Origin of the sequence: Chryseobacterium sp. BIGb0232 (assembly GCF_024810195.1) — a bacterium.
In the GTDB taxonomy this organism is placed as follows: domain Bacteria; phylum Bacteroidota; class Bacteroidia; order Flavobacteriales; family Weeksellaceae; genus Chryseobacterium; species Chryseobacterium pennae.
Genome location: NZ_JANUEH010000004.1, coordinates 130628 through 157244 on the forward strand (window position 1 = coordinate 130628; position 26617 = coordinate 157244).

Here is a 26617-nt window from a genome sequence, read left to right on the forward strand (position 1 = left end):
TTGTTAATATTGTTTTATAAAATTTTCTTCTGTTCTGTTATTTGAACAAGACAAAGGTATAGCAGTTAGAAAGTTTGTTTATGAAAAATAATTGTAATACCTTTGTAAAATAGTTTTACAAAAAAACATAACTGATAATCAACAATTTAATTATTTAAAAAAAAATTGACAGATTTAGATCTATTACACTTTGAACAGCTAAAAAAGGATGTCCAAGGTCAATATTTAAAAGAATACACCCCTTCACAGGATGACATATCCAAGTGGAAGGGTATAGATATCATATATTTCCAGGAAGACCTGCGCAAAAAAGCAAAAGGTAACATCAGTGAAAAATCATTTTACACCTATTTCAAAACTTCACCAGTCACTAAATTACCCAGAATAGACATGCTCAATTTATTGAGTATTTATGCGGGTTACGACTCATGGTATGAATTCAAGAAACTGCATCTTTTTGCAGGAGAATTACTTCAGGAAACTGAAAATCCTGATGAAGAAGATATGAATGATTTGGAAGAAACAGTTTCTACAGCTCCTGATCTTCCAAAAACTGAAATTCAACCTAAAAAAGTTGAAACAAAGACCCCTGAAAACCCTGATTTACAAAAATCAAATACTGATAACCAAGAAGTTAACAAAAAACAAATTTCCACCAGTGCAGTTGAAATTTCAACAACTCCAGCTAAGAAAAATTTCTTAAAAAAGAACGCCTGGGCACTTATTACTTCCGTTTTAATTACCATAACCGGATTACTGGGTTTTAAAGATGTACTTTTTTCAAAAACTTATACTTATTGTTTTATTGATAAGGATAGAGGAGTTTCTGTTATTAACACACTGGATATAATGGTTATCAAGGAAAATGAATCGCCTTTGATGTATAAAATCAAACCTGGTGAATGTTTTTCTTATTCAACCAAAGATAAAAACCTGAAAATGAAGATCAGTGCTGCGTTCTATGAGCCACTGGATGTAAACAGGAATCTAGAAAATGCCCCTGAAGAAGAAAAAATTGAGCTTAAACCGGACGATTACAAAATGGCTGCTTATTATTTCTCCAGAAAAGATATTACAGGAAATTCAGAAGAGCAGGTAGCCCTTATTAAACAGAAAAGAAATCAGCTGGAAAACCTGATCAGCAATAATGCTATTATCTACCAGGTGTATGACAATAACACTTATGGTATTGAAAAAATAGACAAACAAAAGTATATCACCCTCGTTACAACCCCTACTACATCTCTGAAAAACCTGAATGTAATAGAAATGAAAAAAGATAACGGTAAGATCGTATCCATTAAATTCAAAATTGCGACTACAGATGAAAAGAATAAATAATTTTTTACCCCTCATTATACTTCTGACTTTATTTGTTACCTGTACTAAAAAAACAGAAGCCAGTGACCTGGATAAACTAAGAAACAGTAACAACACAAAAAGTTATCCGGCTGTACAAATGGATAGTATGCAGGCTATTAATTCTATTACCAAGCAAAAAGTTCAGGAACTTCTTGACCTTTCTACTCTTTATGCCAGTGGTAACAGAAATACTGAAGTAGACAGTTTTATTTATTCACAGATAGAAAGTTACTTCCATAAACCTGATTCTTTAACCTTCAAAAGAATGTTTAAAGAATTAGATAGCATGAAGGTGAAAGCAGCAAAGGTAAATTCACTGAACGTTTACAAGGAATACTATAAAAAAGACACTTTAGACTATGCCAAATTCAATGTAGAATATTTTGATGAGAAAAATAAGTCTTTAGGAAGCTTTGAGAAGAATGCCCAGTATATATTACTATCCACATCCAAACTGAAAAAGGAATTTAAGTTTTACTTTTTAGATTTTTATTCCAAACCACTTACAAAAGACAGTACTTCTGTTGGAGTAACTAAATAGTCCAGGGGAATATCATTTTCCCAGACATCATCAATAGAATCATCGGGGTCAAAATAATTGACTCCGATTTTTTTTGTCTCTGAAGATATATTTTGGAAAAGAGCATCATAAAATCCTTTACCGTACCCTACTCTATTTCCTCTTCGGTCACAGTATAAAAGCGGAGTGATTACATAATGAAAACTATGTTCTCCGGAATCTTCATTGGAAACCGGTTCTGAAATCCCCCATGCATTTGAAACAAATGCAGTATTTCCGAAGATCTCAATATTAATCAGTTTATCTTCTACAACTTTGGGCACATAAACACGGATATTCTGCCCTAAAAAATAATTGATGAAGATTTGGGTATCAATCTCATTAAACTTCTCAATCGGAACGAAAACATGAACCTTCTGCCCTGCATGAGGAGTAAAGTAATCTATGAAATTCTGAAAAATATTTTCGGATAACAGGAAAGCCTCATCATGAGACAAGGCTTTTCTTTTTTGCATATATTTTTTTCTAAGCTCAGCTTTCAACATAACAGTTAAATTATTTTTACTGAACAGCTTTTGTATTCATTATGCTTTTTCAGCAGGTTCAAGAAACTTATACAGCTTATCAGATAAGCGAACTCTGAACGGAATTTCAAAAGTAATCTGATCTCCATGTCTTGCAGTTTCACAAGGTTCTCCGTTGGCATAAATCTGAGTGATTGTAAGCTCCTGTTCTCCTGTCGTAGGACCGGAAATCAAAACTTTATCGCCTACTGAAAGTTCTTTACTTTCAATTAAAAACTGTCCGATTTTTGATTTTGAAAAGTAATGCTCCGCTTTTCCAACCAATACCTTCTTAACGGATATTTTCTGTCGGATATTTTTTGTTTCTGCTTTTGCTAAAGGTGCTTTAGGCAGGTCTCCTGAGTTTTTAAATTTCAAGGCATCAGATTTTCCTTTTCTGAAGACTTTATTTCCAACCTGTAATCCTTTTCTTAGTTTCAGCTGCTCTTCCCAAGGCAAATGAATGGTATCCAGGCATTCTGTAGAGCAGCAGTTTTCCATTGCTGCTTTACATTCATCACATTGGATAAATAAAAGGTGACAGGCATCATTGGCACAATTGGTATGATTGTCACAAGGTTTTCCGCATTGGTGGCACTGTGCTATAATATCATCTGTAATTCTTTCTCCTAAGCGGTGATCGAATACGAAATTCTTACCGATGAATTTACTTTCAATGTCTTCTTCTTTTATCTGGCGGGTATATTCAATGATCCCGCCTTCCAATTGGAAAACATTTTTGAACCCCTGATGTTTGAAATAGGCACTGGCTTTCTCGCAACGAATTCCACCTGTACAATACATCAATAGGTTTTTATCTTCTTTAAAATCCTGTAACTGGTCATTAATAATCGGTAAGCTTTCTCTGAAGTTTTCCACATCAGGAGTAATGGCGCCTTCAAAATGTCCTACTTCACTTTCGTAGTGATTTCTAAAATCAACGACAATAGTGTTAGGATCATCAAGCATATTATTAAATTCCTGTGCTTTTAAGTGAACTCCTTTGTTGGTAACATCAAAGGTATCATCATTCAGACCATCAGCAACAATTTTATGTCTTACCTTAATGGTTAATTTTAAAAAAGAGTGATTGTCTTGCTCTACCGCTACATTCAAACGGATACCTCTCATAAAGTCATACACTTCCAACGTATCGCGAAAAGCTTCAAACTGATCTGCAGGAACACTCATCTGAGCATTAATTCCTTCATGGGCAACATAAATACGGCCAAGGGCATCAAGGGCATTCCAGGCTATAAATAAATCGTCACGAAATTTTTTGGGATCTTCAATTTTAGCGTACGCATAGAAAGACAATGTAAGACGTTCCTTACCAGCTTCATCAATAAGTTGAGCTCTTTCTTCTGCGCTTAAGGTGTTATACAGTTGCATGCTATAAACGTTTTAAGTGAGAAAAATATTTTTGCAAAGATAAACATTTTAAATTAATTTTATCGACGAGAGCTTAGGGCAATGGGTAACGTAAGACACTTTTATCTTATATTTTATAGGGCACTATTTTGTCATATTTTGTTTAAGTTTTTTTTAATTTTTGTTAACTATGGTCTTAACAATTATGACATAATGTATAAAATGATATAATAGCCGTTAAATTTTAGTTAAAATTGAAACATAGCATACTAATTGCTTACTTATTTAACATTAAATTTGTTTACTCAAAAACATAAAAAGAAATTAATTAATAAACAAGAAAGATATACAATGAAGAGTACTTTAAAAAAACTATTACCATTTGCAGTAGTAGGAGTTGTTTCCGGAGCTACTACCGTTGGAGCTATACAATATTTCGGACATGGTTCCAACAATGGAGATCAATCATTTTTCACAACATCAGCCCCTACCGCAACCTTTGCAGGAATGAATACGGGTGCAGTAGGCGATGACTTTGTAAAAGCGGCTAAAACAACTGTTCCTGCTGTAGTTACTATCAAAAATTATCAAAACAGAACAGCAAACAGAGCTTCTGAGCAGGATCTGTTCGACTATTTCTTCGGAGATCCGTTCGGAGGAAGAGGACAGCAAAGGCAAAAGCAGCAACAGGCACCGGATAATATGCCTTCAGGAATGGGTTCCGGAGTTATCATCTCTCCAGATGGTTACATCATTTCAAATAACCACGTAGTGGCAGGTGCGAATAAACTGGAAGTTGTACTGAGCAATAAAAAATCATATATCGCTACTTTAGTGGGAACGGACCCCAACACAGATATTTCCCTATTAAAGATTGAAGAAAAAGGACTTCCTTATTTAAATTTTGCCAACTCAGACAATATTGATGTAGGACAATGGGTACTTGCAGTAGGAAATCCACTGGGACTGAATTCTACGGTAACAGCAGGTATTGTTTCTGCCAAAGGAAGAGGAATCGGGATCTTAGGAAGCCAGGGAAAAGCAGCAAATCCAATTGAAAGCTTTATCCAGACGGATGCTGCCATCAATCCGGGTAACTCTGGTGGTGCTTTGGTGAATACTAATGGTGAGCTGATTGGTATTAATTCTGCTATCCAGTCTACAACAGGTTATTATCAGGGATATGGTTTTGCAGTTCCGGCTAACCTGGCAAGAAAAATAGTTGAGGATATCAAGAAATTCGGTATTGTACAAAGAGGTTTCTTAGGGGTTTCTTCATTAGACCTATCCAATGACCAACAAGTTGCAGCCTATAACAAACAGTTCAAAACCAATTTAAAATCAGGTGCAGGAGTGTATGTAACAGGATTTGGGGATAACAGCGGTGCAGAAGATGCAGGGCTGAAAAAAGGAGATATCATTACGAAGATAGACAGCTATGACATCACTGATTTTGCAGATCTTTCTATGTCAATCGGAAGCAAGCGTCCTGGTGATAAAGTTCAGGTAACCTATTCAAGAAACGGTAAAGAATCTACAACAAACGTAACGTTGAGAGACCAGAAAGGAGGAACCTCTACCAGAACGAAAGCTGATCTTAGCGTAACGGAAAAAATCGGAGCCGAATTCGAGCCTCTTACAGAAAGATTCAAAACCGAATACGGACTGAACAGTGGTGTAGTAGCTAAAAGCGTATCTGAAGGAAGCGAAATGGCTAAGATCGGAATCGTAGACAATTATATCATCATCGAGATTAATGGTAAGCCAGTAAATTCACAAAAAGATATCGAAAGTATCCTGAATAAATATCAGGGTAATGTACAGGTGAAGTTTGTAGATGACTACGGAAGAATTTACACTAAAGGATTTAAAATGCCTTAATCAATAACAGAACAATAGTTATTTTCATATCAAAGAAAAACGCTGCAAAAATTTGCAGCGTTTTTTTATATTATTTACTTGATTTATTCATTTTCTCAGCGATCCTTTTCTTCTTGTTCCGTTCATAGATCACTTCTACAATCTTACCGCCAATCCAGGAAAACGGAAAAAACGTAAGGAAGATTGAAATCTTATAAAACGTAGGATGATAAGGAAATATGATCACGTCCAGCATGGCAATGAAAAGCATGATAAAACCGATCAGAATAGCATAGGCCACTTTAGCGTATTTAACGATGATTGCTGTCGCTACTCCACCAATGGTGGTTCCCAGTCCGGAAACAAACAAAAGAAAGCCAAAAAAGGCCTTATCGTCTTTCATACTGAAAAGAAATCTTTGCCAGTGTTCAAACGGAGCAAAAGCCTCAAAAGTAACCCATTGCGGAAAAGCTCTTATACCAAGAGTAATAATAAGGCCAGCTATAGCAAGACCTACCAATACCGCAAATGTATTTCTAATAAAATTCATTAATCCTGATGTGCAATCATAGAAATTTCAATATCCACATTTTTAGGCAGACAGGAAACCTGTACAGTTTCACGCGCTGGATAACTGTCTGCATCCAAATACGATGCATAAATATCATTCATTACCGCAAAATCATCCATACTCTTAAGGAAGATTGTTGCCTTTACAACATTTTTAAAAGTCATTCCAGCTTCTGTAAGAATTGCCTCAAGATTTTTCATTACCTGGTGCGTTTCTTTTTCAATTCCTTCTACCAGTTTACCCGTTGCAGGATCTACAGGGATCTGTCCGGAGATGTATAAAACTCCGTTTGCCATATTAGCTTGTGAATAAGGACCGATAGCTGCAGGTGCATTAACTGTATTGATTATTTGTTTCATATACGGATATTTATTTTTCATGAATCATCTTTCATTGCCAACCATTAAGTTAAACAATTTCATGATCATTTCGTTAGATTTATTTTGGTTGCAAATATAAAATTTATATTGTCAAATGCCAATCTGATATTAGAAAGGTGAATTTGGCTGCGTAAAACTTCTGTCTTTATACTTCAATGCATCACTTAAGATATTGGCTTTGATCCCGATAAAGAAGTCATACACTTTATATTGTCCGAATGGCACCCAGTTAAAATTGATTGTAAAACTTCGCTGATCTCTTGAAAAACCAATCCTGGTATAGGCCAGTTCTTTTGTCACTAAGTCATAATGTGTACTTCCGGTAATATTCCAGTAAGGCGTAAGCTTCACACTTCCATCAAGCCCTAGAGAGGCAATTTTATTTCCCAATCTGTTGAGCCCTTTTGAGTAAGCATAGTTAGCATTAATATTCAAAGTCCATGCCTGATCGAATCGCGCATAATTGTCGTCATCAAAATAATAGTTTTCATTTCGGACTTCCCCTTTTGAACTATACTTTTTGGCATAATCTGTTTTTTCTCCAAAGATCTCGCTGCTTAAAGGATAAGATACCTGGATATTGAACCCCTGTACACTGAACCCTCCAAACTGCTCCGTTCTGATTCCCGTATCCTGTCCCGGAAGGAATTCAATTTTATACGGATCAAGAGAAAGACTTGTGTTCACAGTAAGCTTATTATTAAAGAAAGAAGACTGCCCGTTGATACTGAAGATAGACCAAGGGTGGTCTTTAGCAGCAAAGTTATAGCTTCCCGTAAGGTTTAAAGATTCAAAAATCTTAATTTTCTTTACTCCGGTAGAATCGCTTTTAGACTTCACTTTCATCTCAATATTATTCCCCAAACTAAATCCTAATGCTCCAACAACTCCACTGGAAGGACTTCCTATAATTCCTTTTTCAAAAATAGAGTAAGGGGTAATGGCTCCCACCGCATTGTAATAATTCTTATAATATCCAAAACCAGGACTTGAAAAATCAGGAGAATAAGTAAAGCTCATACTTGGAGTCATCATGTGTCTTACCGCTTCCACAACAGATCCTTTTTTAAACTTCATCATACCGTATAAAGTAGTCTGAAGGCTGGCGCTGGTAGAAAACGTAGAGTATCCTCCTAGTTTTTTGTTCATTTCATCTACAGTCACATTCTTTACAGGATCATAAAATCTGTTCAATGTTTTTGTAGTTAAGGCGTTGTCAATAGTAGCACTTAAGCTGAATGTAAAATATTTAGCCAGCGTTGTATTGGTTGCCAGGGCGATATTATTCTTTAGACCCGTCTGCATTTTATCCCACATTTCTTTTTTGAACAGCTCATTTTCCTGAGTGTTAACAAAATTGGTAAGGTTAAAACCTGTATTTACTGTAATATTTTCAAGAAGTCCCTGTCTCACTCCACTTTTCGATTTGAACAGATAAAACTGATTTACAGCTACATTCATCTGCGGAAGACGAAGATCAGCCAATCCTGTTGCAAAGTTCTGTGAATAAGAAGCCGTTCCCGTAATGGTTACCGGAAGTTTCAGAAATCTTTTGGTAAGTGTTACCGTTGAATTCTGCTGGGTATTCAATACATTCTGGTTGAAAATATAATTATTGTTAAGTGGGTTATTATAAAACTTCGTACTTACAATATCCACAGAGGCGCTGAATGTAAGAAAAGGATTCGCTTTTGAATCCTGGGAATGCGTCCAGCTGATACGATAAGTACTGTTTTTTGTATAATCATCCAGTCCTTTGATTCCTCTTATCATAGTTCCTACATCAGCATTAAAGCTTCCGGAGTAACGGTATTTTTTCTGATAATTCATCTGTGGCCGGAGGTTCCAGCTTCCTTTGGTATAAATATCTGCGAGTACTTTAAGATCAAAATGTTCTCCGATCGGCTGATAATATCCAATTCCGTTCAGGAAAAATCCTACATCTTCCCTCTCCCCGAAACTTGGGATCAAGATACCTGCTGCTCGTTTCGCTGAAAAAGGAAGGATCGCAAAAGGCATAATAAGTGGCGTAGGAACCTGTTCTATATACATCTGAATAGGTCCTGTAACGATTTGAGACTTTTCTTTTGATTTTATAAGTTTGATATTGGAAGCTCTCATAAAGTAATCTGCCACCGTATCTTTTTTCTTCACAAAATATTCATCGGTTGTGTAATCTGCTTTTCTCATGGCGTACACCGAATCATTGTATTTTTTAGTTTTCTGAGCTATAATTACCCCTTCACTTTCTTCTGTTCTGGCATTGAAAGCAATAGCCTGTCTGGTTTTTGTATTATAGCTGAATTCGTTGGTTTCGTATTTTTTACCAGCCTGCGTAGTGATTACAGGTTCTATAATCTTTCCTAAAGAATCCTGTTTTCCTCTCGCATAGATCAGGTTTTTGTTATCATCAATGGAAATATAATCTGCATCAATCTGCATATCCTGATACTTTACCTGGGCATTCTTATTGAGGAATGTCATTTTCTTAGGGATATCTCTTCGCTGATCATCGGCTTTTGTATGAAGTACATCATCTAAAGATTCTTTTTTTGCGATTATGGTATCCTTTTTGGAATTGGAAATAGTATCATTAACCACATTTTTAGGCAATTTTTCAGGTATTTTCTGTGCTAAAAAATTGTTAAAAATTAGGATAATTAAAATTTGTAATATATTTTTGAGGACGGTTTTGGCCAATTTTATTCTATATAATTAAGGCCCAAAATTAATATAATTTTTATAACTGTAAGATGCACAAACAAAATTTTAGAATAATTTTATCATTTCTCCTTCTCCTAACCTGTAACTTTCTTTTCTCTCAAAAGAAGTTTACTATAGTTCTTGATGCGGGACACGGAGGAAGTGATCATGGAGCCAACAGAACCTATTCTGACATAGGAAGAATCGCAGAAAAAGACATTACACTCGCTATTACTTTGAGAGTAGGTGCCATGCTTGAAAAAAACAGAGACTTCAAGGTAATCTATACCCGAAAGATTGACGAATACCCTTCTCTGTCTGACAGAACCAACCTTGCCAACCGAAGTAAAGCAGATCTTTTTGTATCAATTCACTGTAATTCTTCTGCAAGACCTACAGCTTATGGTACGGAAACTTATGTACAGGGACCCAACCAGAACAATGAAAACCTGGAGGTGGCAAAAAGAGAAAATGATGTAATCTTTCTGGATGAAAAAGATAAACAGATCTTCGGATCTTATAATCCTGAGTCTCCGGAATCTTTAATTGCGTTAAAACTTCAGCAAAGCAAATATCTTGAATCCAGTCTTCTTTTAGGTGGATTGGTAGAGGATAACTTTGTAAATAAGGATAAGAGGTCTTCAAGAGGAGTTTTCCAGAAAAACCTTCACGTTCTCCGTATGAATGCCATGCCTTCTGTATTGATAGAAACAGGTTTCATTAACCATCCGGAAGAAAGCCATTATATTGCATCCGAAAAAGGACAGGATGAAATCTCAGAAAGTATTTATAATGCTATCATCGATTACAAAAAGGCAGTTGACAGAAAATCCGGCGGGTCTTTCACCACCAAAAAGCAGGAACCTGAGAAACCGGCAGAAACTCCATTGAAGAATGATTTCAGAATATTACTGATGAGTTCTCCAACAAAATACAATGAGAATGATCCGGCTATGAAAGGACTAAGCTACATACTTACCCTCAAAGAAAACGGACAGTACAAATACTACTATGCGGTGACCAACATGGCTTCTGTAAAAGATATCAATCTTAAAACAGCCAAAGATGCCGGATTCAGAAATGCATTTGCAGTAGGATTTATGCCTAACCAGCGAATCAGCATGGGCTATTATACGCTGGAAGTCTATACCGGTGAAAAACTCAATGGAAATTCATATATTCTCCAGAATCTTAAAGATGTAGAAAGAGAAAAAGACAGTGGTGTTTTCTATTACACCTATGGAAAAGTTTATACGTTGGAGGATGCTGTGAAATTACAGAAAGAAGTTGAAGCTAAAGGAATTAAGAATACGGTCATTCAGAAAGTCTATAAATAGTTGAAAAATAATTTTGAAGTTTAAAAAGCTTTTTTTACTTTTGCAACCTCAAAATTCAGGCCTATTCGTCTAGTGGTCAGGACTCAAGATTTTCATTCTTGCAACAGGGGTTCGATTCCCCTATAGGCTACAAAAGAGGAGAAATGATTATAATTATCATTTCTCCTTTTTTTTATTCCAACACCATTCATTATTAATCTAAAGTATTGTGACAGTTTCAAAAATGACGAACGGGTGAAAATTTTGGATCATTAAGAACAGTCTTATATTTTCTTCTCTGGATAAACATTCCAGTTTAGAAAAAGAGTCTTATATCAACGTAATAAAAAAATAACCTGTCACAAGCCCTCTTAAAAAAGATCAATAAAATTGATTTTGCTTTTAACTATTTTAAGAATTAAGACAAAACAGTCATTTTGCCTTCACTAATTTTCCTCATTTTGCATTTTTATATCAGTCTTGAAAATAACAAGTAAGAATTCTTGAAAATATAGAACACTGATATACTGACCCTTATTATTATTCAGATAAAAATTTCACAACTTTTTTTCTAAAAAACGTCTCTATTTACGTTATATCTCACAAAAGCATTATATTTGCAAAAATTTTTTAATAAATTTAACCATAATTGGTAAGACAAATATGGTAACACTGATGAAAAATAGTATTGATAACCCACAGTCTGTAGGAGACTACAGATTATCAAATTTTATATCATGCCGGATTTAAAAATACAAGAAGCGAAATTGCTTTTTAAGAAAATCCACTCTAACCCAAAAAGTTATGATTTACAAATCAATGAAGACGGGATTACAGGCAAAGATGATAAAATCAGTTTCAGACTTTACAGGACTGGAGAAAGGGTTGCTTTTGAAGTAACAATAGACGGACTTACTTTCACCAATACCACTGGAGAATGGAACAATGGCTTGATCATGTTGGGAAATACGATCAAAAAAATTGAAAAAGAACAAGAAAATTTAAAAATAGAACAAGCAATAGATAAGCTTAGAAAATACCTTTCAGAAGAAAATTAATTTTTTTAAAAATAAATTTGGTAGTTTCAAAAAAAGTTTATAGTTTTGCACTCACATTTGAACGATATGGCAAATCATAAATCAGCACTAAAGAGAATCAGACAGAACGAAACTAGAAGACTTCGTAATAGATATTATCACAAGACTGCTAGAACAGCATTGAAAGCCTTAAGAAATGAGGAAAACAAAGCGGCTGCAACAGAGCAACTGCCAAAAGTTATCGCTTTATTGGATAAATTAGCTAAGAAAAATATTATCCACAAAAACAAAGCGGCTAACTTGAAAAGCAAATTGACAAAGCACGTTAATAAATTAGCGTAATAAGTATAGCTGGCCCGTTCGTCTATCGGTTAGGACCTCAGATTTTCATTCTGGTAAGAGGGGTTCGATTCCCCTACGGGCTACTTAATTTTTAAAAACCACTTGTTTTATAGTGGTTTTTAAAAACAAAGTGGAAAGCTAATACTTAAACAAATCTAACCGGCCCGTTCGTCTATCGGTTAGGACCTCAGATTTTCATTCTGGTAAGAGGGGTTCGATTCCCCTACGGGCTACAAACTAAGAGTTGACACTTATAAAAACAAAAAGCTAACACATTATTTCGGTAATGGAAGATAGAGGGCCCGTTCGTCTATCGGTTAGGACCTCAGATTTTCATTCTGGTAAGAGGGGTTCGATTCCCCTACGGGCTACCAAAGGACTTTTTTAGGAAAGTCCTTTTTTCGTTTCTATACTACTTCACTATATTCATCTACAAACAAAATCTTATAGGGAGGCCTAAAGTAAGCTCATCAATATCTTCAAAGGGATCAGGATAGATTGGAGAACAAAAGCTTAGTAACCGAAAGAAAAAATTATCTTTTACGGTAAAGCTTTTCACCGATCAGGTGCAAAAATTGGAGGCTAAGCAAAAGTTTTAGTGAATCTGAAGTGAAAAAAATGGCGTAAGATCAAGCGCAAAACTTGGAGATTAGCACAAAATTTATACTTTTTGTTGAAGAAACAGATTATTTATAATCACAAAGAAAGATGATCCAAATGTTTTATTTCAGAGAGGAAGGAAGTGCAATTTTGTCACTAAAGAAGTTTCGTGGGATATACATTCGCTTAGAAAGAATTAATTCTATTCTTTACCTTCTTAAGAATACGAGATAAGGCGCTAAACTTCACGTCAAATTAAATTCCATAAATACAACAGCATTATCCCCCTGGTTTTTGAAACTAATTCAGTAATTATACCCACTACCCTTCTGGCAAAAATCTTACTTTAATCTGTATATAATATAAAATCCGTTAAATAAAAACACCTGTCTTTATACTGTATATAAAATTGACAATATAAATATGTTTATTTTGGACAATATTAAATTTCATTAAAAAAATCACCAAAAATGGAAATATAATTTTTAGCTTCTTCTTTAATTTCTTAAATTTGACTAAAACTATTCATCCAAAAATCAATAACATGAAATTTAATTTACCTCTTAGAGACAATTTCTCTTGTAAAGCTGCTTTTGTAGCATTATTTTTATTTTCAACTCAGTTTTTAACTGCCCAAAACAGAATCTACGCTCACGCTCAAAGTTCTGGCGTATTTGGAGTAGCCTGCTTAGGATGCCGGGTTGACAATCCACTCAATGCCATTGGAGGCAATGAAGATGACTATTCTACAATGGTATTGGGAACAGCATTATTAGGCGGAATCCAGCAGACATTAATTTTTCCTGATCTCAGATCCGATACAAGACTTGTTGTAGGCATCGGAACGGACAACATTCCTTTATCTGTACAGTTATTAAGCGGTGTGACTCTGGAAACAATGAATGGAGGAACTTCTAATGATGATCGTAGAACAATTGATATCAGCCTTCTAAAACTGGGAGCAACCCCAAATAGAGGAACTGTAGAGTTCAAACCGGAAAAGCCTTATGATGGAATAAGAATCGGCTTAACCGGAGGAGTTTTAAGTCTTGGTGGTGGATTCAGAATTTATTATGCTTATCAGGATCCATTGATTCACCTGTTGGCCCACAGTGAAAACGGACAGATTACTCTAAGTGGAAATGTGGCTCTGGAAGGTTCTGAGGTTGCATTAACCAACACTTCAGGAAAAGAAGTTTACCGGTCTAAGCTTAGAAGCAATACATTTGAATCTAATCAGACAGACGGAGTTTACATTATGACTCTTCAGACTAAAGAAGGAAAAACATATTCTAAAAAAATTGTTATTAAATAAATAATACAGCAAAACCGGCAGTCTTTAAAGAGGCTGCCGGTTTTTTTTATCCACAACCCAATAAATATTATTTCATAACTAAAAAAAATACATTATATAAATAAAATACCTAACATAATTATTTTATTTATAAATTTACACAAAACTAAATATCCAAAATTTTTTATATATGAAAACTAATTTATTATTGAGCTCACGCAATTTAAAGGCTACAATTTTTGCTTCCTTATTATTTCTAACAGGTGGCAAATCTTTTGCCCAGATAGTAAAATACTATGCCAACAGCCAAACCAATCAGGTACATGGAGTATGTATAGGGTGTGGAGTTACAAATCCACTGAATGCAATCGGACCTAACGAGACAGACTATTCCGTTATACAAGTTTCCATTGGTTTATTGGCCCGTACTGAGCAGACCCTGATTTTCCCTAACAGTGCTTACACCAATAAATTGGTAATTGGCATTGGCTCCAATGGAACACCATTGAGTGCACAAGTACTAGGTGGAGTATCTATTGAGACATTCAACGGAGATGTTTCTAACAATGATTATCAAAACCTGAACAATGATATTCTAAAGCTTGGGGCGGCAGATCCAAGCAAAGGGGAAATTGAACTTACCATGAACAAGCCTTATGATCGTATCAAGATCAATGTAAACGGAGGATTACTGAGCCTGGGTGGAGAACTTAGAGTATACTATGGATACCAGTACAGAGATCCTTTCATCAGCTTTATGGCTCACAGTGAGAACGGACAGATAACTCTGGATAAAAATTTACAGGCAAAAGGTTCAGAGATTACGCTTATCAATACTTCCGGAAAAGAGGTATTCCGTACGAAACTGAATTCTAATACATTTGAGACAAAGCAAGCACAAGGAGTATATATTATGACGATCAAAACGAAAGAAGGAAAAACTTATTCCAATAAAATTATGATTAAGTAATAACAAATAATGAATATAAATGAAGCCGTTACAGTTATGAGACGGCTTCATTTATTTTTGTAAACAATTAAAAAATCAATTTGAGTTCAAAGCTTCATATTTTATAAATATACATCAATTCTGTATTGACACATTTTTATAATTACGGCTAAGATAGGTGGCTTCCAATTTATCGATTACAACTAACCTTATTACCAAATCTTTAGCGCAAAAGTACCCAAACTAAACTCAATCTAAAACTTGGGCATCACAAAAAGTGAATGCCTGTAGAATATCATTGAAATTAGTTTCATAGGTTACTGTAAGTTCCTTAAAATAATTTTCTGCTGAAATTGTAAATGCAATCCCACTAAAATCGGTAACTCCTGTTACAGCCTGCGCCAGTAATGTTTGTCCTTCCGTTCTTATTCTTAAAGCAGGCGTGCCTTGTATTCCTACCATTTTAAGTTTTCCTCCTGTATCCGTTGAAATTAATTGAGAATCTCTTGAAGTATTGTTTACATATCTAAACCAGGTTGCTTTAGTACTAACAAAGTTAATTGGCTTGTCAAAAACTAATGTAACCTTACTATAAGCTCCGGTTCCCAGATCTCCTAAAGTACCAATTCTGTAATAGTTTCGTTGCATAGTTATCCCAGCCTGTGTTGCCGTTGCAGAAAAAGCAGTATAAGGGTCCCTAACAGCAACTCTACTCCCTTGTGTAACTTTAGCATACACTTTTACTGTTTTACCACCTTGAACAGTAATAGTTGTAGGGCTGTTGGGATTTGTACTGATATTAAATCCATACTCTTTACTGGTACAGATAGAATTCCAATTATTGTTTGCAGTGACATTTATTGTGAAATTACAAGTTTTTCCATTTAAATTTATTGTAAAACTTGCCGTTCCAGAAGTAATAGGGACACCTGTAATACTAAGATTTACACTTCCATTACCATTTGCCAATGTCCCTGCTGGAGCCGTTGCAGTAAGACCTATTACTCCAATAGAAGATACAGAAATAGCACCATAAGATTGTCCGCTACCACCTGTATAATTAATTATTTTTGTACCTGAACTCTGAGTTGCTTCAGTATACACTCCTGTTACAGCCCCACTGGAACAAACTAATGTGAAATTACATTCACACACACAATTGGACCATCCGGAAGATCTGAATACTCTTACACAATCCAATGTGGAATCATACATCGTTGTTCCTATAGCGACATTCCCCCCCATTGGGTTAACAATGTTCTGAGGGCCTGAGTTGGTAGGAAGAACTAATCCCATGGTATTGGTTGTTCCTCTATTGATATCTAAAGCACCTCTAGGATTAGAGGTTCCCATTCCTACAGTTCCGCCAGTCGGATTGAGGATAAGAGGAAGACCTGCATTAGATATCTTACCCCGGGAATGAATATAAGATCCATAAGGAGAATTAGACAGAGTACCAAAATCTAAAGCGTGATTGGTATTACCATCTACTCTCAATGTACCCTTTCCTTCGTCATTCGAAGTTCCATCAGGATTATAATTTGTCCCTTTAATATCAAGCATAGCTTTGGGATCTTTCGTTTTAATTCCAACCTGACCAAAGGATGCAAACGATAGGAATAAGCTATATAATATTATTATTTTTTTCATTATAAATAAGTTCTATTTGTGTTGTACTAAATAAAGTCATCTCAACCTTTTATTTTAAAATTTCCTAAGAGCGATTACTATAAATGTTTACTCTTTGTATAATTTCTGATCAAAATAATGATCAGAAATTATTTCAAATACTCATTGTGTTTTTTATTGAAAGTCAAGATGACTCTAACAATTTAAATAGTAAAGGGAAGCTCAAAACTCAAAATTGATCAACATAACTGATAATGGATTCATATAAAAAATATGAATATCCTTTTCTGCCATGAAAGAAAATTTTATTATTTTAAATTGATCTGATAAATCAATTAATTTTAAGGCGTTGTACACAGACATTGTGACCAGCCTGTAGACTTAAATACTTTTATACAGTCTGAAGTGGTATCATATATTATAGTACCTATTGCAACAGATCCTCCCTGTGGATTGATGATATTCGAGGAATTCTGATTCGTAGGTAAGACCAACCCCATGGTATTTGTAGTTCCTTTATTGATATCTAAAGCACCTCTGGGACTTGTTGTCCCTATACCTATACTACCTCCATTAGAGTTCAGCACAAGAGGAAGTCCTTTGTTACTTGATTTATCAAGGGATTGAATGTATGAACCAAAAGGAGACTTAGAAAGCGTACCAATATCTAAAGAGTGGTTTGAACTTCCATCTACCCTCAATGTAGCCTTTCCGTTATCATTTGATGTTCCATCAGGATCATAATTCATCCCTTTAATATCAAGCATAGCTTTGGGATCTTTTGTATTAACTCCTACTTGGCCGAAGGCTACAATGGAAGCTAATAAATTGGAAAATAAAAGTATCTTCTTCATATTTGTGTTATTTAACAATAAATAAACTTTTAAATTTATGTTTTTGCGAAATTACATACCATGCGCCTAATATTCCAAAAATACACACACTACATACATACATCGTTATCAATGTTTATAATGCATTTCTCAACACTACACCAATACTACAAAGTCAATAAATAAAGGATAAAATCAAAATAATTATGGACACTCAATAGCATTAAATCCAATTATATTGATTTATTTTTTCACCATTTTTCCAAGATTTCATAAATAAAATCAACTTATTATCGTTCAAAAAAAATCGTTTAAACCCAAAAAAGTACTAGATTTTTTGAATAATTTTCAGGTATTACTAACTGACTGATCATTTCATTCGTAATTATTTTTACAATATAACAGCCATTAACCCATTGTTCTACTTACTTATTTCATCCCAAAACAACAGTTATCCAATAACTAATTTTGAATTACTATGAATTTTCATGAACAAAATAAGATTAATCTTTCTTTTCCGGTAAGCAGTATTCTTTTATTGTTATTTTAAAAAAAAGATCAAGGTCATCTGTATTCGAAATATCTTTATCAAAATAATCAATAATGAATATTAAAGCAGGAAATTGTCCGAAATTCCCATAAGAAGCTGTAAATTACACACTTAATTAAAGAGAAATCCTAAAGTCTATACAATCTTACTATTCGTTGTAACTCTTCTGGTACGACTTTATTATTGGTATTTAAGTTTATATGGATCCAACATTTCTGAAGCTTTGATCAGTTAAAAACTCTGTGTTATGACACATTATACATTTCTGTTTAAAAGTAAGATAACCTTGTTTTCGTTTTCTATAAAAACCACTCCCTAATTTCGCTTTACTTTATCTTACTTGCTATTGAAGTTGTTTAAACTTATTTAGAGATAAAAAGAGTTCCGAGAAAATCAGCAATTTTGAATTGCAATTTAAACAAATAACAATCTGGAACTCATAAGAAAAGATAAAATAGAGAAATGGATTTCACCTCATTTAAGCAGAGGGAAACGGGCATTTACCACAAAATTTGATTTAACCCAGGTTATGTGTCTAATAATAAAACGATTGAAAACAGGTTGCCAATGGCGGGAATTGAGGTTGAAAGAATATTTTGGAAGAGAAAAAATAAGCTGGCAAAGCATCAATTATTATTTCAATAAATGGAGCAAGGGTGGTTCTTTCAGGAGAATTTGGATTCATCTTTTGTACAGTAACAAAAGCGCTTTAGACCTGTCAAGTCTCCAGCTTGATGGAAGTCATACCAGAAGTAGAATGGGAGGAGAAGGGTTGGTTATCTAGGTAGGAAGAAGTGTAAAACGGCTAACATTGTTTTTATCTGTAATAATCAGGGACAAATGCTTTCAATGAGAACCCCAAAAAGTGGAGAGCATCATGATTTATATGAAATAGAAAATGTTCTTGAAGAAATTATATATTATTTGAATCACGCAGAAATAGAATATAAAGACCTGTTTATCAATGCTGATTCAGGTTTTGATAGTGTTTACCAATCACATCAAAATAGAAAGCCCAATTTCTTCAATAGTGATAATAGAAACCAGTGGCAGGTTTTCCTATTGAAGGATATTCCCGTCCCAATTATAAAATCTTCATAAGCATCATGTTCTGGATGCCAGTGCATTCTGTAAACCTACTTGATTATGAATATCTAATCTCTGAACATTAGTATTCGCAAAAGCGTTCCCTTGAATATGGAAGCCGGAACAGACAATGGTATTATCTACGCTCAATCTTTTATCCTGAAATAATTTTTCTCCCAACTCTACTCCATATTCTATGGGCATACTCCACTAAAAGCGCCGGTGGAACAGTCTAAAGTAAAACCTGAGCCTGGTGTAGGACCACATTGGCAACAAAGGAAGTTTGGCCATCCTGTAGGTTTATATATTCTTACACAACTTAATGTGGAATCATATATAATTGTTCCTACAACAGACTCTCCTTCTTTTGAATTGATCATGTTTTTACGATCTGCATTGGTAGGAAAACCAACCCCATTTATTGGTGGTTTCTTTAATTGATGTCTAACGCACCCCTGGGGTTGGCCCTACCTAGACCTACCTGATAGAACAAAACATTCGCAAAGAATATCAAGGGATAATAAATAATTTCTTTTGTTTTCCATTTGGTTTGATTTTAAACAAAAATATATTTCCCATCGCTCAAACGCCAAAAATACACGTACACCTTATATACAACAGTTGTAATATCCATGATACTCCGAATACTCTACATGCATCCTACAACCTCAATAACTAAAAGGGCGCAGCTCCTGTATTTCGATCATTCCTTCTTTGTCAATTTTAGTACAAAAAACATAAGACTTTCATCTTTTTCTGACAACGCCAAATAAAATACGCAACGTTTCTATAAAAAAACCCGGCCAATTCCTGGCCGGGTCAGAGTGAAACAAAAATTAGCTATGCTAAAATTAATTTTTAATTAGTTTTTGCTGATATACTGCTTTCTCAGTTGTAGCTTTTAGAATGTACATTCCTTTTGGTAAGATGCTTACATTTACCTGTCCGTTGTTAAACTGAGTATTGATCAGTTTACCTGAAACATCATAAATAGAAACATTTACCACTTTTTCCTGCGTTTTGATATATAAAATGTCTGTAACAGGGTTGGGATAAATACCGAATTCCAGTTTCTTCACCTCTGCTGTTGCCAGTGTAGAGGTAATACTGTTTACCTTAAGTATTTTTTCCACCACTTTACCGTTAGAATTAAAGCTGATTACAATATCTGTTGTTCCTGAACCTATTGGAGTAAGCACTAATTCTTCATTGGCATTAATTTCCGCTGACACTACTGATGGATTCGTGTTTGATTTGATTGTTTTTACAATAGATGATCCAAAACTGTCTTCATCGGAAACCATTGTTTTCAGATCAATTGTGGTAATACCAGTCGCGGTAACCTGTGACGGAAATGTATTGCTTACTACCGGAGCTGTATTATCCGGAAATACAGCCAATGAAGGGAACCAATAGTAATCATTTAATATTTTCGTATTAATAAGGTTACCATTTCCATCAAATGTATGAATCCAGTTCTTCATGAAGTGTATTGAGGATCCGCTTTCTGTAGTATTCAGGATAAGGTTTCCTGTAGCCGGATTTACACGAAGTGCTGCACCATAAGGAATTTGTTTATAAGTTCCGGTTTGTCCCGGCAACGTAATAAAACTTTCGTTGAATGCTTTTGTATTAACATCAAATCTTACAATCTGGTTACCCGCGTTAAATCCTGATCCGGCTTTGATCCAATATAATGAGTTTTCCGTATTGCTAGCTGTAAAACTTCCTGCATTCCATGCTCCCCACGAGTCAGAATATTTTGTAGTTGGAATATTATAATACTGTACAGCAAGTGTTGTTGGATTAATATTGGCCAGTTTCTGGCTCTGAATCGCCCAGATACTTCCATCCTTCGCCTGAGTAACAGAAATAAAAGGACCTGCAATAGTATTGACAACTGTATCTGTAATTGGGTCAATCACTAAAATTCCTGTTGACTGCTTTATGGCAAAAACATATTTTGAAGTACGAATCATATTTCCGATCTGTCCGGCATACTGACTTCCGCCACCAGTTGTTGCAATCATATTACCAACCTGTAGGTTTGCAATATCAAATAAGAAAATACCATTAGACGCTCCAATATATCCTTTGGTCTCATTTACACCTAAGAATGATCTTCCGTCTCCACCTCCAATATTGTTAAATGTTGCAATTTTCTGCATCGTCTGTGCATTGGCAATTACCAATCTGCCTCCAGGTGTATACTGGGTATCTCCTCCATCAGCTGCCTGCTTGGATACAAAATAAAATTTATCTCCGTAGATGGTTCCATATTGAGTAGTGGCTCCGAAAGCATTGTTATTGTTTGCATTGCTGTAAACACGGTAATTGATTGATCCGTTATTATCTATAAAGTTTACGGAACCATTAGTGTGCCCGAACCATTCTTCATTCACCATAAAGAATCCGTTGGTAAAGTTGGTAGAACTTACATAAGGGGAAACCGGTGTAAGAGTGGAAGATATTGCGGGTGTTTGAAAATCCGGGCTGTAATTCCAAACATCCCACGATCCATTTTCTAAAGCACGGGAGGAAGCTCCTACACCAGAAAACCCGAAGTCAGCATCAGCTGGATTTTTCACCCAATAAGACCAAAATCCATTATACCAACCTGATTTCCAATGATCGTTGATATCTTTTGCTAAATAATCATCAAAATCATACGCTGCTGTATTTACAATACCATCAATAGGATACAGAGGGTAAGTCGCATTACCGCTTTTAATCAATGCGTTAGAATCCTGTCCATTCAAATCAAATCCCAATCCTCCTATTGCAGTTCCGAACTGAGTCCCCTGATAAAGCAATGTAAAGAATCTTTTGTCTGTCTTTGCAATGGCTTTAAGCATATCTTCACCTGTCGCATTACCATCCCATCTGAATCCCCATACCAAAGCATCCGGGTTTTTACTGTCATTCCACTGTACTACGAATGCAGCCTGGTTAGAACCTGTTCCCACCCAATACTGAATATCAGAAAAACTGATGTTCGTTGCAGCATTCTTGTTGATGGTATTCGAAAGGTTATTCCCCGAAATATCATTTCGCGGTACACCCTGTACTTTTATCTGAGCATTCGTGAAAAATGCAAACAGAAAAAGTAGGATAAAAAGGTAAAACTTTTTCATTTTTATTGATTTAAATATATTTTATGTTCGTTATTTTTTTAAATGCAAATCGTAGGCTCCTGCCACTTCTGTAGAAACTTCTCCCAGCCAACCAGCTTCCTGGTTTATTCCTGTATATACTTTTACGAAATCAATTCCCGGCAGTTTTACGTATTTTCCGTTTCTGTCAACGGCCCATGAAATATCAATATTGGAAGCCTCATCATTATTGGGGGCATTATCTGCATATCCGAATTCGTAGGATTTTCCTACCCAATAGTTCCCGGCTCCGCTTTGGTCGTAAAAATTATCTTTAAGTCTTGTTCCTGTAAACCCGTAAGAGGCATCTGAAAACCATAAAGGATAATAACTTTGTGAGTGGAAAGTATTTCTTGTTTTAAATCCCGTGTTCCCCTGGTTATCCTGCCATTTAATATATTCTATATCGGTTTGCCAAGAATCATTTCCAGGAACAGGTGTCTTATTTTCATTGGGTTTGAAATAGGTAATACTGTAATTTTTGGTGGTTGTATTTTTAAAATATTCACTTCCGGCAATTTCATACCATTCATCATCATCAGGCTTTCCGTTTTTATTTTTATCATAAGCTACCATAATAATTCCCGGCTCACAGCTTCCTGAGCGGGGATCATTGGCAGAGTTTCCAAAAAATGCATTTCCTAAGACCTTAAAATCTCTTCCTTCCATATTGGGAATGGTATGGTCAAAACCAAATACGACATATCCTCCAAAACCTCCAAGACTTACCATAGAGGAATTAGATCCTACCAGATAGTTATTGGCTTTTTTGATCATATCTGCGGTTGTATTTCCCTGATCGAATTCAGGAATTTCATTCATAAACTGTCCTACAGCCGGACGAAAGTCAAATACTTTAGAAATATATTTACTTAGCGTTCCTGCTTCCTTAGTCACTTTGATTTTAGAATGAAATACTTTATCAGTTCCTACTTTTAATGTTAAAGGATAAATAGCGGTCTTGGTGCTGATAAATTCCAGTTCTGAATTCTGGGAAATGATGGAATCATTAATGCTCCAGGTGATGTTTCCTGAAATATTCGTAGGAATACTCAATACTCTGAAGCGTTCAATGGTATAAGCAGTATCTAATCCTTTAAACGTTGGAGGTATTACTTCCGGATCGATAGGTGCTGCAACCTCATCATCATGTTGACAAGATGCAATCATTCCTACAAACAGAAGGGATAAAAACCCGGCTGTTAAATAATTAATTGTTTTTTTATTCATGTTGATCAGTTTCATTTAATTATATAAAAAGGCAAAATGGGCAGGGATATTTCCGCCTTCAGTCTTCCATTTAAAATGTCCGTTTTTATCAAAACAGTATACAAATCCCATGGACACATAGTTTCTGGCATCTGTCATATAAATATCTTCGGTAATTGGGTTTACTGCTATTCCGTAAGGCGTTTTAATGATTGTTTCATACTCCTTATCAATAATCCTGTTGGAAATAACCTGCTCGGTCTTTACATCTATGATTCCAAATGTTTTTACATACGCGTGAGTATTGTAATTGAATTCATTTCCGTAATAATACAGTTTATCATTTACGATGGTCATTTCACTAACGGCAATATGAAAGTCTTTCTTGATCACTCCGGTTGCTGCATCCACTAGATATAAATTGGAAGGAACGTTGTAATAATCTCCTCTTGAACTTACATACAGATCTCCGTAATTGTCTTTTTTAAGACGGTGAAGGTTGATGGCTACATCAATTTTTTTCTTTTCTGTAAAAGTGTTCAGATCAATTACTGAAACAGTTCTGTCATAATTTGGAACCATATATCCTCCGGAATTGGCAACAAATAATTGATTACCCACAATTTCCATTTCTTCAGGTTGATATCCTACTGTTGCTGTACGCTGAACAGTCAGCGATACCGTATCTATTTCTGCAACTTTTCCTTTAGGTGCTAACGGATTGATATCCACAGGACCAGCATAGCTGCTGGCATAGGCTTTCCCACCTTTAAAGGTCATGTATCTGCAATTCTGTAAATAAATAGATTTGATATGTTTGGCTGTCTTCGCATCCAGCACTTCGATGGTATTGGAAACATTCACCACAATGTAGAGCTTACTGCCATAGATTTTAATATCATTTCCTACATCACCCAGTTCTTTTAAAACATTTGGATTGATCTCGGAATAGATATTTCTGAAATAGGTTCCTTTGGTGTAATCAAAAAAATCAAGGGTGCATTTATTGCTTCCCATATTTCCTTCATTCAATACATAGAATCCTTTTATTGCTGTATTCTCAACAGGGTTAAGCCCTTCCACTACTTCCATAGGAATAATGACATCATCGGTGCGGCAGGAAACAAGCGCAATCAATGTCAAAAACAGAAAACAAATATTTAGCTTTTTCATAAATTAAAGTTTAAAGTGAGTCTGAAGTTTCTTCCCGGCATAGGATAGTTGAGTACCACATCATAATACTGGTTAAAAACATTATTCATTTCCAGATTGATTTTAAAAGGATGTCCGGCCAGGCTCAGTTTTCTCTGAATAGAAAGATCGTGGGTATACCAAGGCTGAATAAAATTATACTGAATATTATCCAGCTGCCCATCATATCTTTTTCCTACATAGATTGTACTGTAATTGAAGCTCCAGTCTTTATAATCAGCCATTAGGGTAAAGGATCCGCTATGCCATGGTGTATAAGGGATCTGCTCTCCATAATAAGTTTCTTTCTCTCCGGCATTGTTTGTTATGTCCTGAGCCTTCTGATAGGTATACGATAATAATGGTCTAATTTTCACATTCCCTAACATCATTTCAGCCTGTACGTTTACATCTGCTCCAATGATTTCAACCTTCCCAAGGTTCACCATCATCCAACGAAACATATTAGTGGTAGGTACAGCAACAATTTTATCTTTTACTCTATTGTAATATCCGTCTACTTTTACATAAAGACCTTTAAATAGGGAATGATCATACCTTTTCTGATAGGTAAATCCCACATCATACTGATGAGTAAACTCAGGTTGCAAATACGTATTTCCAACACTCGTATAATACAGGTCATTAAAGGTTGGTAATCTGAAAATATTTTTATAAAAAGCTCTGAGGGTCAGCTCTGGTATTGCTTCCGGCTGATAGCTCATAAAGAAAGCGGGTGTCCATTCTCTCCTGTCATCAGGGCGCTTATTCATTTTTACTTCCTCAAAGGTAAATGTCCCTAAAAGGCTTCCTAAAAACTTAAATCTGTTCCATTGATAGGTAGAAGCTAAAGCTACAAGCGTAGTATAGCGGGTAGGATATGAAAAATTATACAAATTAGCATCCAGATTATTGTACTGAAAATCTCCATTCAGACTGACATCCCAATTAGGAGTAATGGAGTATACATTGGAAGAGGAAAGATAAACCTCCCGTTGAATATAGGTATTGATAGCGGGCATCGCAGACTGAGACAATACCGTATCGTTAAAATAAGTGTAATCGTAAGCAAACTTTGCCTTCAGCTGAGTTTCAAGCTTAGGAAACAGCTTTTTCCTGAAATTGGCCTGAACAAAATAATTTTCATCAAGCATTCTTGCTCCTCTTGCCTTAAAACGGTTCTTCACAATGGGCGCCGGAATACCACGGTTTGAAATATAACCATACCCACGTATATTCCAGCTTCCGTTATTTAAAGTTCCATTAATAGCGGTTTCAAAGCGCTTTGCTTTAATGTCGGAATCATATCTTTTAGAAATGGTATCAGAAGCAGTAACTCCATTAGGATATTTCCTGCTATAGTGGAACTTGTAAAGCCCATCACTTTGGAGAAATTCTGCACTTACGCTTGCTGAAACTCTTTTTGAAATCTTTTGCTCTAAGCGAAAAGAAGGATTAAATAAATCAATAGAAGCACTTTTTGCTCTTATCAGAAGATTGGTTTTCCTGTTTCCTGTGAATACCGGCGTTTTGGGTTGTAAATAAATAGATCCTGACGATCCGAAGTCTTTTGCCGGTTGAAAAATTTCACTTTTCTGACCATTGTACAACGAGATCTCTTCCAGATCATCCAGAGAATATCTTCCCAAATCGACCACTCCGTTCTGAGCATTTCCCAGCTGGATTCCATCATAGAAAACACCTACATGCTGGCTTCCCATACTTCGGATATTAACCGTCTTCAAACCACCCATTCCACCGTAATCTTTAATCTGAACTCCGGAGAAATAGCGTAAGGCATCAGCAACAGAATGACTGTTGAGCCTTTCCAGTTCTTCCCCCTGTAAGACCTGAGCCGGAAGGATTTCTTTAAAATTCTTTTTGTAAATATTGACAGTCTTTATGACTTCTCCTTTGATACTGTCTTTTTTTCTGGTTTGAGAAAACAGAATCTGAGAGGTTAACACGAATACCGTGAAAACAGTTTTATGGAATTGAAATGTACTTAGTTTTGCTATCATTAGCTCATTCATGGATCATGATGACGCTAATGGATATAAGAAAAGCAACGACAAAGCACAGCTGTTACTGCACAGAAT

At 35.3% G+C, this 26617-nt stretch carries 23 protein-coding genes and 4 tRNA genes; 15 read left to right on the forward strand and 12 right to left on the reverse strand.

Features of this window, described 5'->3' with window-relative positions:
* The first annotated feature begins 165 nt into the window (after positions 1–165).
* The gene (locus M2372_RS12130) at positions 166–1341 is read left to right on the forward strand and encodes a hypothetical protein (protein ID WP_123320537.1); all 1176 of its coding nucleotides are present in this window, start codon (positions 166–168) and stop codon (positions 1339–1341) included.
* Positions 1325–1903: a hypothetical protein gene (locus M2372_RS12135; RefSeq protein WP_115967878.1), complete on the forward strand. Its 579-nt coding sequence runs from the start codon at positions 1325–1327 to the stop codon at positions 1901–1903. Before M2372_RS12130 ends, M2372_RS12135 begins: the two co-directional genes overlap by 17 nt.
* Here the strand turns inward: M2372_RS12135 and M2372_RS12140 are convergent.
* Together M2372_RS12140 and M2372_RS12145 are read right to left on the reverse strand one after the other, a co-directional pair.
* Positions 1852–2397 (reverse strand): 5-formyltetrahydrofolate cyclo-ligase, encoded by a 546-nt coding sequence (locus tag M2372_RS12140; RefSeq protein ID WP_259080846.1) that lies wholly within the window; start codon positions 2395–2397, stop codon positions 1852–1854. The two genes, M2372_RS12135 and M2372_RS12140, sit on opposite strands and share 52 nt — an antisense overlap.
* 69 nt (positions 2398–2466) lie before the next feature.
* Positions 2467–3837, reverse strand: a complete 1371-nt coding sequence (locus M2372_RS12145; protein ID WP_123320535.1) for a rhodanese-related sulfurtransferase — start codon at positions 3835–3837, stop codon at positions 2467–2469.
* Positions 3838–4167: 330 nt separating this feature from the next.
* Between M2372_RS12145 and M2372_RS12150 the strand changes: the two genes are divergently transcribed.
* Entirely contained in the window at positions 4168–5697 is a 1530-nt protein-coding gene (locus M2372_RS12150) for a trypsin-like peptidase domain-containing protein (RefSeq protein WP_123320634.1), read from the forward strand.
* 70 nt (positions 5698–5767) lie between these two features.
* On the opposite strand, the gene M2372_RS12155 is transcribed toward M2372_RS12150, so the two are convergent.
* From M2372_RS12155 to M2372_RS12165, 3 genes are all read right to left on the reverse strand, one after another.
* Positions 5768–6226 (reverse strand): hypothetical protein, encoded by a 459-nt coding sequence (locus M2372_RS12155; RefSeq protein ID WP_115967884.1) that lies wholly within the window; start codon positions 6224–6226, stop codon positions 5768–5770.
* Entirely contained in the window at positions 6226–6606 is a 381-nt protein-coding gene (locus M2372_RS12160) for a RidA family protein (RefSeq protein ID WP_062700765.1), read from the reverse strand. Before M2372_RS12160 ends, M2372_RS12155 begins: the two co-directional genes overlap by 1 nt.
* Before the next feature lie 129 nt (positions 6607–6735).
* Positions 6736–9327: a putative LPS assembly protein LptD gene (locus M2372_RS12165; protein WP_123320534.1), complete on the reverse strand. Its 2592-nt coding sequence runs from the start codon at positions 9325–9327 to the stop codon at positions 6736–6738.
* Between the two features lie 53 nt (positions 9328–9380).
* On the opposite strand from M2372_RS12165, the gene M2372_RS12170 reads away from it, so the two are divergent.
* The 9 genes from M2372_RS12170 (at position 9381) to M2372_RS12210 (ending at position 14889) form a co-directional block, all read left to right on the forward strand.
* Positions 9381–10667, forward strand: a complete 1287-nt coding sequence (locus M2372_RS12170; RefSeq protein ID WP_115967888.1) for an N-acetylmuramoyl-L-alanine amidase — start codon at positions 9381–9383, stop codon at positions 10665–10667.
* A 58-nt stretch (positions 10668–10725) separates the two neighbouring features.
* Positions 10726–10797: transfer RNA gene (locus tag M2372_RS12175), tRNA-Glu, on the forward strand.
* Positions 10798–11383: 586 nt separating this feature from the next.
* On the forward strand, positions 11384–11704 hold the full coding sequence (locus tag M2372_RS12180) for a hypothetical protein (RefSeq protein WP_115967890.1): 321 nt from the start codon (positions 11384–11386) through the stop codon (positions 11702–11704).
* Between the two features lie 66 nt (positions 11705–11770).
* The gene (gene rpsT, locus M2372_RS12185) at positions 11771–12025 is read left to right on the forward strand and encodes a 30S ribosomal protein S20 (RefSeq protein ID WP_002983073.1); all 255 of its coding nucleotides are present in this window, start codon (positions 11771–11773) and stop codon (positions 12023–12025) included.
* Positions 12026–12036: 11 nt separating this feature from the next.
* A tRNA-Glu gene (locus tag M2372_RS12190) sits at positions 12037–12108 on the forward strand.
* Positions 12109–12186: 78 nt separating this feature from the next.
* Positions 12187–12258, forward strand: a tRNA-Glu gene (locus tag M2372_RS12195).
* 66 nt (positions 12259–12324) lie between these two features.
* Positions 12325–12399 (forward strand) — tRNA-Glu (locus tag M2372_RS12200).
* 770 nt (positions 12400–13169) lie between these two features.
* The gene (locus M2372_RS12205; protein ID WP_115967892.1) at positions 13170–13940 is read left to right on the forward strand and encodes a T9SS type A sorting domain-containing protein; all 771 of its coding nucleotides are present in this window, start codon (positions 13170–13172) and stop codon (positions 13938–13940) included.
* Between the two features lie 169 nt (positions 13941–14109).
* Entirely contained in the window at positions 14110–14889 is a 780-nt protein-coding gene (locus M2372_RS12210) for a T9SS type A sorting domain-containing protein (protein ID WP_123320533.1), read from the forward strand.
* Positions 14890–15117: 228 nt separating this feature from the next.
* On the opposite strand, the gene M2372_RS12215 is transcribed toward M2372_RS12210, so the two are convergent.
* Together M2372_RS12215 and M2372_RS12220 are read right to left on the reverse strand one after the other, a co-directional pair.
* Positions 15118–16518 carry a hypothetical protein gene (locus tag M2372_RS12215; RefSeq protein WP_123320532.1) on the reverse strand — a complete coding sequence of 467 codons (1401 nt, stop codon included), beginning with the start codon at positions 16516–16518 and terminating at the stop codon, positions 15118–15120.
* A 320-nt stretch (positions 16519–16838) separates the two neighbouring features.
* Entirely contained in the window at positions 16839–17351 is a 513-nt protein-coding gene (locus M2372_RS12220; protein ID WP_123320531.1) for a hypothetical protein, read from the reverse strand.
* Between the two features lie 995 nt (positions 17352–18346).
* On the opposite strand from M2372_RS12220, the gene M2372_RS12225 reads away from it, so the two are divergent.
* Both M2372_RS12225 and M2372_RS12230 read left to right on the forward strand, forming a co-directional pair.
* Complete coding sequence (locus tag M2372_RS12225; RefSeq protein WP_228455764.1) at positions 18347–18664, forward strand: transposase; 318 nt, start codon at positions 18347–18349, stop codon at positions 18662–18664.
* Positions 18665–18729: 65 nt separating this feature from the next.
* Positions 18730–18981, forward strand: coding sequence for a hypothetical protein (locus tag M2372_RS12230; RefSeq protein WP_148060799.1), 252 nt, complete (start codon positions 18730–18732; stop codon positions 18979–18981).
* Between the two features lie 3 nt (positions 18982–18984).
* Here the strand turns inward: M2372_RS12230 and M2372_RS12235 are convergent, their stop codons facing one another.
* Positions 18985–19170, reverse strand: coding sequence for a cytochrome c peroxidase (locus M2372_RS12235; RefSeq protein WP_123320528.1), 186 nt, complete (start codon positions 19168–19170; stop codon positions 18985–18987).
* Positions 19171–19188: 18 nt separating this feature from the next.
* Here M2372_RS12235 and M2372_RS12240 point away from each other — a divergent pair, with 18 nt between their 5' ends.
* The gene (locus M2372_RS12240; RefSeq protein WP_123320527.1) at positions 19189–19407 is read left to right on the forward strand and encodes a hypothetical protein; all 219 of its coding nucleotides are present in this window, start codon (positions 19189–19191) and stop codon (positions 19405–19407) included.
* 410 nt (positions 19408–19817) lie between these two features.
* Here M2372_RS12240 and M2372_RS12245 read toward each other — a convergent pair whose 3' ends face one another.
* The 4 genes from M2372_RS12245 to M2372_RS12260 are packed head-to-tail and all read right to left on the reverse strand — an operon-like array spanning position 19818 to position 26539.
* A complete protein-coding gene (locus M2372_RS12245; RefSeq protein ID WP_123320526.1) occupies positions 19818–22100 on the reverse strand; it encodes a DUF5074 domain-containing protein in 2283 nt (760 codons plus the stop codon).
* Between the two features lie 30 nt (positions 22101–22130).
* Positions 22131–23348: a cell surface protein gene (locus M2372_RS12250; RefSeq protein WP_123320633.1), complete on the reverse strand. Its 1218-nt coding sequence runs from the start codon at positions 23346–23348 to the stop codon at positions 22131–22133.
* Between the two features lie 15 nt (positions 23349–23363).
* A complete protein-coding gene (locus M2372_RS12255) occupies positions 23364–24500 on the reverse strand; it encodes a YncE family protein (RefSeq protein ID WP_123320525.1) in 1137 nt (378 codons plus the stop codon).
* Complete coding sequence (locus tag M2372_RS12260) at positions 24497–26539, reverse strand: TonB-dependent siderophore receptor (protein WP_123320632.1); 2043 nt, start codon at positions 26537–26539, stop codon at positions 24497–24499. The genes M2372_RS12255 and M2372_RS12260 overlap by 4 nt, the downstream gene beginning before the upstream one ends.
* Positions 26540–26617 lie beyond the last annotated feature (78 nt).